We start from the raw sequence: 11,883 nt of genomic DNA on the forward strand, positions 1-11,883 counted from the left end.
GGTAGGATGCTTGCGTATTAGCAAACGGATGGCAGGACGTTCATCCAATGTTTGTCTTCGGGAGTGGGAAATGAAGCCTTTCTTGCGCTGGTGTTACGTTGCGACAGCACTCATGCTGGCAGGATGCAGCAACCATGATTGGCGTAAAGACGAAGTTTTGGCGATCCCGTTGCAGCCTACGTTGCAGCAGGAAGTGATCCTGGCGCGCATGGAACAAATACTTGCCAGCCGGGCACTGACGGACGATGAGCGTGCGCAGCTTTTATATGAGCGCGGTGTGCTGTATGATAGCCTTGGGTTACGTGCACTGGCGCGCAATGATTTCTCGCAAGCGCTGGCGATACGTCCTGATATGCCGGAAGTTTTCAACTACCTGGGCATTTACTTAACGCAGGCAGGCAATTTTGATGCTGCCTATGAAGCGTTTGATTCTGTACTAGAGCTTGATCCAACTTACAATTACGCGCGTTTAAACCGGGGCATCGCACTGTACTATGGCGGCCGCTTCCCGTTGGCGCAGGATGATCTGCAGGCGTTTTATCAAGACGACCCAAACGATCCCTTCCGTTCGTTGTGGCTGTATCTTGTGGAGCGAGAAATCGATCCCAAGAAGGCTGACGTAGCGCTCAAGCAGCGTTATGACAAAGCGGACAGAGGGCAATGGGGATGGAATATTGTCGAATTCTACCTGGGCAACATTAGCGAGAAAACGCTGATGGAACGCCTCAAGGCAGATGCAACGGATAACACTTCGCTCGCTGAGCATCTCAGTGAAACTGACTTCTATTTAGGTAAACACTACCTGAGTCTGGGGACAAGGACACCGCTTCGGCGCTGTTCAAACTGACGGTTGCTAACAACGTACATAACTTCGTTGAGCACCGCTATGCATTGTTGGAATTGGCGCTTTTGGGCCAAGAGCAAGACGACCTATCGGAATCGGACCAGCAATAGCTGACGAACACCTCTACCCAATAGATTTCAAGTTGCGGCAAGGCGGCAATCGAACGAATCCCTGGGAGCTTAGTTCACTAAGTGACGAGGATGAGGGAGAGCAGCCAACGCAGCGGCAGCTTGGAAGATGAAGGGTAATCAGCCTGATCGACATTGGTTTTACAGCCAAAGTTATCGCCTTCACGGGCGAGGGCTTTTTTGTTCGTTTTATAATCTAATTTGAGCCGGTTCACACTTTTCAATGAAAATGACTGAAAATTTTCTCGACGAGTTATGTAGACTGGCTGCCATTATTAATGAGGCACGTGTACATGACTACTGAGTTTGAAACCTCTTTTGCTGACCTGGGGCTGTCTGCTCCAATCATTTCCGCCCTGACCGATCTGGGCTATGAAAAACCATCACCGATCCAGGCTGAGTGTATTCCTCACCTGTTGAACGGCCGCGACGTGCTGGGCATGGCACAGACCGGTAGTGGTAAAACCGCAGCGTTCTCGCTGCCGCTGCTGCATAACCTGCAGGCAGACCTGAAAGCGCCTCAGATCCTGGTGCTGGCGCCGACCCGCGAACTGGCGGTTCAGGTTGCCGAAGCAATGACCGATTTCTCCAAACACATGCATGGCGTAAACGTCGTGGCCCTGTACGGCGGCCAGCGTTATGACGTGCAGCTGCGCGCCCTGCGTCAGGGCCCGCAAATCGTGGTGGGTACCCCAGGCCGTCTGCTGGACCACCTGAAACGCGGCACCCTGAACCTCTCTAACCTGAGCGGCCTGGTGCTGGATGAAGCCGACGAAATGCTGCGCATGGGCTTTATCGAAGACGTAGAAACCATCATGGCTGAGATCCCGGCTGAACATCAGACCGCGCTGTTCTCCGCCACCATGCCGGAAGCGATCCGTCGCATTACCCGCCGCTTTATGAAAGAGCCGCAGGAAGTGCGCATCCAATCCAGCATCACCACCCGCCCAGACATCAGCCAGAGCTACTGGACTGCGCAAGGCATGCGCAAGAACGAAGCGCTGGTGCGTTTCCTGGAAGCGGAAGACTTTGACGCGGCGATCATCTTCGTGCGCACCAAAAACGCGACCCTGGAAGTGGCCGAAGCGCTGGAGCGCAGCGGTTACAGCAGCGCCGCGCTGAACGGCGACATGAACCAGGCGCTGCGTGAGCAGACTCTGGAGCGCCTGAAAGACGGTCGTCTGGACATCCTGATCGCCACCGACGTTGCGGCGCGTGGTCTGGACGTTGAGCGCATCAGCCTGGTTGTGAACTACGACATCCCGATGGATTCCGAGTCTTACGTTCACCGTATCGGCCGTACCGGCCGTGCCGGTCGTGCCGGCCGCGCGCTGCTGTTCGTGGAAAACCGCGAACGCCGCCTGCTGCGCAACATCGAACGCACCATGAAGCTGACCATTCCGGAAGTCGAGCTGCCAAACGCAGAGCTGCTGGGTCAGCGTCGTCTGGCCAAGTTCGCCGCGAAAGTACAGCAGCAGCTGGAAAGCAGCGATCTGGACATGTACCGTGCGCTGCTGGCTAAACTGCAGCCGGAAGAAGAGCTGGAAATGGAAACCCTGGCCGCAGCGCTGCTGAAAATGGCCCAGGGCGAACGCCCTCTGATCCTGCCGCCGGATCCGGTGTTCAAACCGCGTCAGCGCCGTGAGTTCAACGATCGTGACGATCGCGGCAACGACCGTCGTCGCGATGCGCGTCCAGACAGCCGTGACGGTGACCGCCCGCGTCGTGAACGTCGCGACGTCGGCGAAATGCAGCTGTACCGCATCGAAGTGGGCCGTGATGACGGCGTGGAAGTTCGTCATATCGTTGGCGCTATCGCTAACGAAGGCGACATCAGCAGCCGTTACATCGGTAACATCAAGCTGTTCGCTTCCCACTCCACCATCGAGCTGCCGAAAGGCATGCCGGGCGAGATCCTGAATCACTTCACTCGCACCCGCATCCTGAACAAGCCGATGAACATGCAACTGCTGGGCGATGCACAGCCGCACGAACGTCGTGAGCGTCGTGAAGGCGGCGCCGGCGAGCGCCGTGGCAACGGTCGTCCTTTCAACGGCGAACGCCGTGAAGGCGCAGGCGCTCCGCGTCGTTCTTTCGGTGAACGTCGCGAAGGCGGCAACGCCGGCGGCGAGCGCCGTGGCGGCAACTTCAATCGTGACGGCAAGCCGGCTCCGCGTCGTGATGACTCAGCGCCAGCGGCTCCACGTCGCCGTTTCGGTGATGCATAATCGCTGATTTGACCCTTCGCGGTCAGTCGCACTGAAAACCAGCCTTCGGGCTGGTTTTTTTATGCCTGAAATTTACCGTCAAACGACGTTGAATGGCGTATTATTCATAAGGTTTTTTCTTATGGATGATATGCACGGGAGATGCCATGAGTTGGCAGCAATTTAAATCTCAATACCTGGTGCGCTTTTGGGCACCGTTGCCGGCGGTGATCGCCGCCGGGATCCTCTCTACCTACTACTTCGGCATGACCGGCACCTTCTGGGCGGTGACCGGCGAATTCACCCGCTGGGGCGGCCACGTGTTGCAGTGGTTCGGCCTGCACCCCGAGCAGTGGGGGTATTTCAAGGTTATCGGTCTGGCAGGCACGCCGTTTGAGCGCATCGACGGCCGGATGATTATCGGCATGTTCGCCGGCTGCATCGCCGCCGCGCTGTGGGCCAACAACATCAAGCTGCGCCAGCCGCAGCATCGCATCCGCATCGTGCAGGCGCTGCTGGGCGGCATTATCGCCGGTTTTGGCGCCCGCCTGGCGATGGGCTGCAACCTGGCGGCCTTCTTCACCGGTATCCCGCAGTTCTCGCTGCACGCCTGGTTCTTCGCGCTGGCGACCGCCGCAGGCTCCTATTTTGGCGCCAAATTCACCCTGCTGCCGATGTTCCGCATTCCGGTCAGGCTGCAAAAGGTGAAGGCCGCCGCGCCGCTGACGCAAAAGCCGGCGCAGGCGCGCCGGCGCTTCCGTCTCGGCATGGCGATTTTCGCTCTGGCGGTGGCCTGGTCGCTGTGGACGCTGTTCGATGCGCCCAAGCTGGGCATCGCCATGCTGTTCGGCATCGGCTTTGGCCTGTTGATTGAGCGCGCGCAGATTTGTTTCACCTCGGCGTTCCGCGATTTGTGGATCACCGGCCGCACCCACATGGCGAAGGCGATCATCATCGGCATGGCGGTCAGCGCCGTCGGCATCTTCAGCTACGTGCAGCTCGGCGTCGCGCCGAAAATCATGTGGGCCGGGCCGAACGCGGTGCTGGGCGGCCTGCTGTTCGGTTTCGGCATCGTGCTGGCCGGCGGTTGCGAGACCGGCTGGATGTACCGGGCGGTAGAAGGCCAGGTGCATTACTGGTGGGTGGGGCTGGGCAACATCATCGGCGCCACGCTGCTGGCCTATTACTGGGACGATCTGGCCCCGGCGTTGGCCACCGATTATGACAAGGTCAACCTGCTGGACACCTTCGGCCCGATCGGCGGCCTGTTGGTGACCTACCTGCTGCTGGCGTTGGCCTTTGCCGCCATGCTGTGGTGGGAGAAACGCTTTTTCCGCGCCAAACCTGCGGCGCAGGTGGTCAATTTAAGGAGCATGCCATGAAAGCGACGGCGATAGTGCCGGATTACCGGCTGGATATGCTGGGCGAGCCCTGCCCATACCCGGCGGTGGCGACCCTGGAGGCGATGCCGCAGCTGAAGCCGGGCGAGATCCTCGAGGTGATCAGCGATTGCCCGCAGTCGATCAACAACATCCCGCTCGACGCGCGCAATCACGGCTACAAGGTGCTGGATATCCAGCAGGACGGCCCGACCATCCGCTACCTGATCCAGCGCTGAGCGCCGGGTTACTCTGCGCCGCCGGTCAACTGATGCAGGCGGCGCTCGCTCGGCTCATCCGCCGGCACATACACCAGCATGCGGTCGCCGTTGCGCGGCGCCGACCACCAGTTGTTCTGCCGCAGGTTCATCACCCCCACCGACGGATGGCGGAAGCGCTTGACGTTGTTGTCGATGCTGCGCACCTCGTGCCGCTCCCAGAGGGTGCGGAAATCCTCCGAGACCGCCAGATAGCGCGCCAGCTGTTGCTCCCAGAGCGGATCGCCCAAATGCTCGGCCATCTGCGCGCGGAACAGCGCCACCATTTTCGGCATCACTTCGTCCCAGTCCAATTGGCTGGCGCGCCACTGCTCGTGGGTAAACGCCAGATAGATGCAGTTGCGATCCTCCGGCGGCAGCTCGGCCAGATCGACGCCCATCAGCAGGCAATAGGCTCGGTTGAAGCCCAGAATATCGAAGCGGGCGTTGGAGATAATCGCCGGCAGCGGATCGAGCTGGTCGAGAATTTTTTGCCCGTATATCGACAGCTGCTCGCAGCCCTCGTTTTGCGGCGTCGCCGGCAGGCTTTGCCCCGCCAGCCGGAACAGGTGGTGAGTCTCCGCTTCGTTGCACTGCAGCGCATTGGCGATGGCGGTCAGGGTTTTCGGCGAGGCCTGGATCGGCCGCCCCTGTTCCAGCCAGGTGTACCAGGTGATGCCGACGTCGGCCAGTTGCGCCACTTCTTCACGGCGCAGGCCGGGCGTGCGGCGCTGGCGCATGCGCGGCAGGCCGAGCCGATTGGGGTCCAGGCTCTCGCGGCGCGTGCGCAGAAAAGCGCCCAGCAGCTTGCGGTTGTCGGCGTGAGCGGTGGCGGAAAGGCGGGTAGTTACGGGCATAAACAGTTTACTCCTGCAACGAGACCGGTAGTTTTTATACCATGATAACCAAGAACTGGTACCCGTTTGATTTAAGGGTGATGCTAATCACATTCCTGGGTTAACACAATGGTTGAACACGATGAACATGGCATCACCTGCGGCCTCTTTGGGCCGCGCGGGGCTGATTATCTTACTGGCCGGGCAGTTGCTGCCGATGATCGATTTTTCCATCGTCAACGTCGGCCTGGACTCGATGGCGCAATCGCTGGGCGCCAGCCCGGCGCAGCTGGAGCTGATCGTGGCGGTGTACGGCGTGGCCTTCGCCGTCTGCCTGGCGATGGGCGGCCGGCTGGGGGATAACCTGGGGCGCCGCCGCCTGTTCCTGTGGGGCGTGCGGCTGTTCGCCATCGCCTCGCTGATGTGCGGGCTGGCGAACTCGGTCTGGCTGCTGCTGGTGGCGCGGGTGCTGCAGGGGGCAGGGGCGGCGCTGATAGTGCCGCAAATTCTCGCCACCATTCACGTTTGCCTGCGCGGCCGCGAGCACGCCCGGGCGCTGGGGCTGTACGGCGCCATCGGCGGGCTGGCGTTTATCGTCGGTCAGGTGCTGGGCGGCTTGCTGATTTCCCTCAACGTGGCGGGTTCCGGTTGGCGCAGCGTGTTTCTGATCAACATTCCCATCTGCCTGCTGGTGCTGGCCTGCGCGCATCGTTGGGTGCCGGACACCCGCGGCGAAAAACCGGTGAGCGTCGATCTGCCCGGCACGCTGCTGCTGGGGCTGACCATCGCCTGCCTGCTGTTCCCGCTGGCGCTGGGGCCGGTGTGGCATTGGCCATGGCCGTGCCTGGCGTTGCTGGCCGCCAGCCTGCCCCTGCTGGCATGGCTGTGGCGGGTGGAGCGGCGGCAGGAGCGGCGAAATAACTTCCCGCTATTGCCGCCGGCGTTGCTGCGGCTGGCCAGCGTGCGTTTCGGGCTGACCATCGCCATTTTGTTCTTCGCCTGCTGGAGCGGTTTCATGTTCGTGATGGCGTTGACGCTGCAGGCCGGGGCCGGGTTGAGCTCGTTCCAGTCGGGCAATGCGTTTATCGCGTTGGGGGTGGCCTATTTCGCCTCGTCGCTGCTGAGCAGCACGGTGGTCGAGCATTTCGGCAAGGTGCGTACCCTGATGTTCGGCTGCCTGATCCAGATGGCGGGCCTGCTGGCGCTGATGCTGACCCTGCGGTTGGTGTGGCCGCAGCCGGGGATCTTCAACCTGATCCCGGCGACGCTGCTGATCGGCTTCGGCCAGGCGTTTATCGTCAGCAGCTTCTTCCGCATCGGTTTGTCCGACGTGCCGCCCGAACACGCGGGTTCCGGCAGCGCCATGCTGGCCACCGTGCAGCAAACTGCACTCGGTCTGGGGCCGATTCTGTTGGGCACGGTGCTGGTGCAGGTGCTGCATGTGACGCAGGGAAATTATCTGAGCGCGTTGCTGACGGCGGTGGCGGTAGAGTTGGTGCTGATGCTGGCGTTGCTGTCGCGCACGCTGCTGGTGCTGCGCGCCGATCGGCGGCAGGCGGCGCTGAAGCAGCCCTGCCGTTCGTGAAGCAAGGTGGGGGAGGTGCGCTCCCCCACCGGCTTAACCTCGCAGTAAATCCCCTTTTACCCCGGCGACAATCTCGAACGAGCGCAGCCGCGCCTGATGATCGAAGATCTGGCCGTTGACCATGATCTCGTCGGCCCCGGTTTCGCGCAGCAGCGCCTGCAGCCCGTGGCGCACGGTATTTTCGTCGCCGACGATCGACATCCGCAGCGCCTGTTCCACGCCATACTGCTCCCCGGCGGTCCACAGCGCGTGGATGTTGTCCACCGGCGGCGGCAGCGGGCCGGGCGAGCCGCGGCGCAGGTTGATGAACTGCTGCTGCATCGAGCTGAACAGGAAACGCGCATTGTTGTCGCTGTCGGCGGCCACCACGTTGACGCACACCATGGCGTGCGGCTGCGCGCACTGTTGGGACGGCTTGAAGTTTTCGCGGTACAGCTGCAGCGCCTGGAACAGCATGTCCGGCGCAAAGTGCGAGGCGAAGGCGAACGGCAGGCCAAGCTGTGCCGCCAGCTGCGCGCTGTACAGGCTGGAGCCCAGCAGCCAGATTGGCACGTGCAGCCCCTGGCCCGGCACCGCCTGCACCGGCTGGCCGGGCTGCGCATCGCAGAAATAATTTTGCAGTTCCTGTACGTCGCGCGGGAAGTTATCCACCTCGCCGGACAGGTGGCGGCGCAGCGCCATCATGGTGCGCTGATCGGTGCCCGGCGCACGGCCCAGCCCCAGATCGATGCGGCCGGGGTACAGCGATTCCAGCGTGCCGAACTGTTCGGCGATCACCAGCGGCGCATGGTTGGGCAGCATCACGCCGCCGGAGCCGAGGCGGATGCTCTGGGTGCCGGCGGCCAGGTAGCCCAGCAGCACCGAGGTGGCGGCGCTGCCGATGCCGGTCATGTTGTGGTGCTCCGCCAGCCAGTAACGCTGGTAGCCCCATGTTTCGGCGTGCTGCGCCAGGTTCAGCGAGCAGTGAAAGGCGTCGCGCGCTTTGGCCCCTTGCGGGATGGGGGACAGGTCCAGTACCGACAGCGGTACGGCAGTTTTTTCGGTCATAACATCGTCCATCAGAGGGTTGATCGCTTAAAGGGCGATTGCAGGCGTCTGCAAACTACAAAGCTAAAAATAGATGCTTTTTAGTGTTAAAAGCATAATCCAATTTATAGTTATAAAAGAGGATATATGTGCTTGTGATATCCTTATGAGAATAATGGTTTTTTAGGAGCAAACCGAGATATGGACATGATGACCCCCGCCTGCCGCTTACCCTTCCGGGAGCCGACATAATGAAAAAAAAGACGCTGTTTACCCTGTTGTTGATGGTGGTAGCCATCGCCCTGGCGGTGCTGTTCCGCGCGCATAATCAGGATTTGCTGCTGCAGGGCGAAGTCGATGCGCCCGAGGTGATCGTGGCCTCCAAGGCCAAGGGACGCGTGGTCGAACGCCTGATAGAGCGCGGCGACGACGTGAAAAACGGGCAATTGATGATCCAGCTCGACAGCCCGGAGCTGATGGCGCAGCTGCGTTCCGCGCAGGCGTCGCGCGACGAGGCCAAGGCGCAGCTCGATCAGTCGTTGCACGGCACCCGTGAGGAAAGCATTCGCAACCTGCGCGCCAATCTGGCGCAGGCCGAGGCGCAATACCGCAATGCGCAGAACGATTACAACCGCAATCTGAGCGTGGCCGGCAAAGGCTATATCTCGAAGTCCGAGCTGGACAGTTCGCGCCGGGCGCGCGATACCGCCTTCCAGCAGGTGCAGGCGGCCAAGGCCAACCTGGATGAAGGCGTCAACGGCGATCGCGTCGAGCTGCGGCAGCAATACGCGGCGGCGCTGCGCGCGGCGGAAGAAAATCTGCTGCAGGTCAAAGCCCAGACCGACGATCTGCAGGTCAAGGCGCCGGTCGACGGCGAAGTGGGGCCGATCCCGGCCGAAGTGGGGGAGTTGCTGAACGCCGGCAGCCCGCTGCTGACGCTGATCCGCGTGCCGGACGCCTACTTCGTGTTCAACCTGCGTGAAGACATCCTGGCCCACGTGCGCAAGGGCGACAAGGTCAAGCTGCGGGTGCCGGCGTTGAAAGACAAAACGATCGAAACCGAGGTGCGTTACATCGCGCCGCTGGGGGATTACGCCACCAAACGCGCCACCCGCGCCACCGGCGACTTCGATCTGAAAACCTTTGAGGTTCGCCTGTATCCGTCACAGCCGGTGGACGGCCTGCGTCCGGGGATGAGCAGCTTATGGCAATGGAAAGAGTAAGGGCCGGCTGGCGCTGCTTCAGCCACGCGTTTGACAACGAGTGCCGCGTCGCCTTCCGCAGCCCGGTGGTTCACTGGCTGAGCTGGATCTTTCCGCTGATGTTGTTCGGGCTGATCAGCAGCAACTTTTCCGAAGGGACGCTGCTCGATCTGCCGGTATCGGTGGTCGACAGCGATCACAGCCCGTTGTCCAAATCGCTGACGCGCCGCCTGGACGCCGGGTCGCATGCCCACGTCGAGGCCTACGGCGGCGGGTTGCAAGAGTCGTTGCACCGCCTGCGCAGCGCGCAGGACTACGCGCTGCTGTACGTTCCGCCGGATTTCGAGGCCAATGCGCTGGCGGGCAAGCAGCCGAGCGTGGTGATGTACTACAACGCGTTGTTCTACGGCGCCGGGCTGTACTCCACCCAGGATTTCAGCGGCCTGATGACCGAGATCAACGCCGGCTATCGCAGCATCATCGCCGGTGAGATGGGCAAGACGCTGCCGCCGTTGGCGGACGTGACGCTGTCTTACGGCAGCCTGTTCAACGCCAGCGGCAGCTATATCTATTACCAGCAGTTCGCCGCCACCATTCACCTGCTGCAGCTGTTCGTGGTGACCTGCATGATCTACGTGCTGGCGCGCAGCAAGTCGCTGCTGAAGGCCAGGCCCTTCAGCCTGGCGCTGCTCGGCAAGCTGGCGCCCTACACCCTGTGCTTCACCAGCCTGCTGATGATCGAGATCGCCGCGCTGGTGGGCATTTTCGACGCCAGGGTAAGCGGCAACCCGCTGTTTATGCTGATGATCGGTTTTTTCTACGTGATGGCGGCGCAGAGCATCGGCCTGCTGCTGTTTACCTTTACCGGCAGCATCATCACCGCCTACAGCCTGATCGGCATCCTGGTGAGCATCGCGATGACCTTTTCCGGCATGGCGGTGCCCGAGCTGTCGATGCCGCTGCCGGCGCGCATCATTTCCAACATCGAACCGTTGACCCATGCGCTGTATGCCATGTTCGACGTGTTCCTGCGGCAGGTGCCGGCCAGCGCCATCTTCAGCGTTTGCGCGCTGTTGGCGGTTTATCCGCTGGTGACCGCGCTGCTGGTGCGTAAACGGCTGCTGGTGCGGCTGCTGAAAGAAGGGGGCGCGGGATGAAGCTCTATTGGCAAACCTTCGTACGGGTGCTGCTCGGCATGCTGGAGCGGCCGATGTGGCTGATGTTGATCCTCTCGCTGTGCATCATGAGCCTGGTGTACGCCAACCGCACGGTGTGGGATCTGCCGGTGGGGGTGGTCGATCAGGACCACAGCACCGCCAGCCGCCAGCTGATCCGTCAACTGGACGCCACCTCCAAGATCGCCATTGAAACCTATGACAGCCTGGAGCAGGCGCAGCGCGATCTCGGCTGGCGCAAGCTGTTCGCGGTGATCATCATGCCGGTGGATCTGGAGAAGAAGATCCTGAGCGGGCAGAATATCGTGGTGCCGGTGTACGGCGACGCCACCAACCGGCTGGCCAACGGCCAGATCCAGCAGGACGTGGTGGCGGCCTACCAGCAATTGCTGGGCGAGTACAACAACGGGCTGCTGTTGCGCAGCGGTTTCAGCGAACGGCAGGCGCAGGTGATACTGACGCCGATACGGGGGCAGACGCTGGACGTGTTCAACCCCGGCATCAGCTTTGCGGCGATCGTTTTCCCCGGCCTGCTGGTGATGCTGTTGCAGCACTCGCTGTTGATTGCCTGTATCCGCGTCAGCATCGCCATGAAAAACCTGCCCGGCGGCAAAGCGCCGTTCGCGGCGCACCTGGGCGGATTGACGGCGCTGCTGCCGATCTGGCTGTTTCTGTCGATCGTGCTGTTCGTGCTGTGGCCCTGGGTGCTGGGCTACCGGCAAACGGCGGGCATAGCGGAAATCCTGCTGCTGACCTTCCCGTTCCTGCTGGCGGTGCTGGGGCTGGGCAAGCTGGTGACCGAGTGCCTGCGCAGCGTCGAGATGATCTACCTGACGCTGGCGTTTATCACCACCCCGATCTTCTATCTGTCGGGCACCATCTGGCCGCTGCAGGCGATGCCGGGCTGGGTGCGCACCATCTCTTACAGCATTCCCTCCACCTGGGCCACCAAGGCGGTCGCCGGGGTGAACCAGATGGGGCTGTCGCTGAACGAGGTGTGGGGCGACGTGGTGATGCTGCTGGTGCTGGGGATCATTTACACCCTGCTGGGCTTCGGCGTCGGCTTTATACGCAACAGCGTGGCGCTGCGCAGCATGTTCCGCAAACGGCGGCACGTTTGAAATGTTCTATTAGAAATGCTAACGTAATTGTGGCAGTCGGCTGTGGTGATTTTTACCCAGCCTGACTGGATTTTTCCCTGGTGTTGGCTAATTTGGCTACCTGACCGCATAGGTCGGGTTTTT

Annotated in this window: 10 protein-coding genes and 1 pseudogene; 9 read left to right on the forward strand and 2 right to left on the reverse strand. The window is 61.4% G+C overall.

Going from position 1 to position 11,883, the window contains the following annotated elements; translation table 11 throughout:
- Positions 1 to 70 precede the first annotated feature (70 nt).
- From nlpI to yedF, 5 genes and pseudogenes are all read left to right on the forward strand, one after another.
- A pseudogene (nlpI, locus tag D7I37_RS09425) lies at positions 71 to 954 on the forward strand (lipoprotein NlpI).
- 247 nt (positions 955 to 1,201) lie between these two features.
- Positions 1,202 to 1,276: a protein YrbN gene (yrbN, locus tag D7I37_RS27680; RefSeq protein ID WP_223499600.1), complete on the forward strand. Its 75-nt coding sequence runs from the start codon at positions 1,202 to 1,204 to the stop codon at positions 1,274 to 1,276.
- Positions 1,266 to 3,200, forward strand: coding sequence for a DEAD/DEAH family ATP-dependent RNA helicase (locus tag D7I37_RS09435; protein ID WP_061799853.1), 1,935 nt, complete (start codon positions 1,266 to 1,268; stop codon positions 3,198 to 3,200). Before yrbN ends, D7I37_RS09435 begins: the two co-directional genes overlap by 11 nt.
- Positions 3,201 to 3,346: 146 nt before the next feature.
- Positions 3,347 to 4,561: a selenium metabolism membrane protein YedE/FdhT gene (gene yedE / locus D7I37_RS09440; protein WP_129543587.1), complete on the forward strand. Its 1,215-nt coding sequence runs from the start codon at positions 3,347 to 3,349 to the stop codon at positions 4,559 to 4,561.
- Positions 4,558 to 4,797 (forward strand): sulfurtransferase-like selenium metabolism protein YedF, encoded by a 240-nt coding sequence (gene yedF / locus D7I37_RS09445; protein WP_061799849.1) that lies wholly within the window; start codon positions 4,558 to 4,560, stop codon positions 4,795 to 4,797. The genes yedE and yedF overlap by 4 nt, the downstream gene beginning before the upstream one ends.
- Positions 4,798 to 4,805: 8 nt before the next feature.
- Here the strand turns inward: yedF and D7I37_RS09450 are convergent, their stop codons facing one another.
- A complete protein-coding gene (locus D7I37_RS09450; RefSeq protein WP_061799848.1) occupies positions 4,806 to 5,672 on the reverse strand; it encodes a helix-turn-helix transcriptional regulator in 867 nt (288 codons plus the stop codon).
- A gap of 121 nt (positions 5,673 to 5,793) precedes the next feature.
- Between D7I37_RS09450 and D7I37_RS09455 the strand changes: the two genes are divergently transcribed.
- Entirely contained in the window at positions 5,794 to 7,236 is a 1,443-nt protein-coding gene (locus D7I37_RS09455; protein WP_129543588.1) for an MFS transporter, read from the forward strand.
- 33 nt (positions 7,237 to 7,269) lie between these two features.
- On the opposite strand, the gene D7I37_RS09460 is transcribed toward D7I37_RS09455, so the two are convergent.
- Positions 7,270 to 8,283, reverse strand: a complete 1,014-nt coding sequence (locus tag D7I37_RS09460) for a luciferase-like monooxygenase (protein ID WP_174524376.1) — start codon at positions 8,281 to 8,283, stop codon at positions 7,270 to 7,272.
- A gap of 230 nt (positions 8,284 to 8,513) precedes the next feature.
- On the opposite strand from D7I37_RS09460, the gene D7I37_RS09465 reads away from it, so the two are divergent.
- From D7I37_RS09465 to D7I37_RS09475, 3 genes are read left to right on the forward strand one after another with little or no spacing between them, the layout of a single operon-like run.
- Entirely contained in the window at positions 8,514 to 9,485 is a 972-nt protein-coding gene (locus tag D7I37_RS09465) for an HlyD family secretion protein (protein ID WP_061799842.1), read from the forward strand.
- The gene (locus tag D7I37_RS09470; RefSeq protein WP_061799840.1) at positions 9,467 to 10,621 is read left to right on the forward strand and encodes an ABC transporter permease; all 1,155 of its coding nucleotides are present in this window, start codon (positions 9,467 to 9,469) and stop codon (positions 10,619 to 10,621) included. The genes D7I37_RS09465 and D7I37_RS09470 overlap by 19 nt, the downstream gene beginning before the upstream one ends.
- The gene (locus tag D7I37_RS09475; RefSeq protein WP_061799839.1) at positions 10,618 to 11,760 is read left to right on the forward strand and encodes an ABC transporter permease; all 1,143 of its coding nucleotides are present in this window, start codon (positions 10,618 to 10,620) and stop codon (positions 11,758 to 11,760) included. The genes D7I37_RS09470 and D7I37_RS09475 overlap by 4 nt, the downstream gene beginning before the upstream one ends.
- Positions 11,761 to 11,883 lie beyond the last annotated feature (123 nt).

This window comes from Serratia sp. 1D1416 (assembly GCF_003641105.1).
Lineage (GTDB): Bacteria > Pseudomonadota > Gammaproteobacteria > Enterobacterales > Enterobacteriaceae > Serratia > Serratia ficaria.

Excerpts from the sequence above, each read along its gene's own strand:
- D7I37_RS09435 (WP_061799853.1), top strand. The coding sequence starts at position 1,266 with ATGACTACTGAGTTTGAAACCTCTTTTGCTGACCTGGGGCTGTCTGCT.
- yedE (WP_129543587.1), top strand. The coding sequence starts at position 3,347 with ATGAGTTGGCAGCAATTTAAATCTCAATACCTGGTGCGCTTTTGGGCA.
- yedF (WP_061799849.1), top strand. The coding sequence starts at position 4,558 with ATGAAAGCGACGGCGATAGTGCCGGATTACCGGCTGGATATGCTGGGC.
- D7I37_RS09450 (WP_061799848.1), bottom strand. The coding sequence starts at position 5,672 with ATGCCCGTAACTACCCGCCTTTCCGCCACCGCTCACGCCGACAACCGC.
- D7I37_RS09455 (WP_129543588.1), top strand. The coding sequence starts at position 5,794 with ATGAACATGGCATCACCTGCGGCCTCTTTGGGCCGCGCGGGGCTGATT.
- D7I37_RS09460 (WP_174524376.1), bottom strand. The coding sequence starts at position 8,283 with ATGACCGAAAAAACTGCCGTACCGCTGTCGGTACTGGACCTGTCCCCC.
- D7I37_RS09465 (WP_061799842.1), top strand. The coding sequence starts at position 8,514 with ATGAAAAAAAAGACGCTGTTTACCCTGTTGTTGATGGTGGTAGCCATC.
- D7I37_RS09470 (WP_061799840.1), top strand. The coding sequence starts at position 9,467 with ATGGCAATGGAAAGAGTAAGGGCCGGCTGGCGCTGCTTCAGCCACGCG.
- D7I37_RS09475 (WP_061799839.1), top strand. The coding sequence starts at position 10,618 with ATGAAGCTCTATTGGCAAACCTTCGTACGGGTGCTGCTCGGCATGCTG.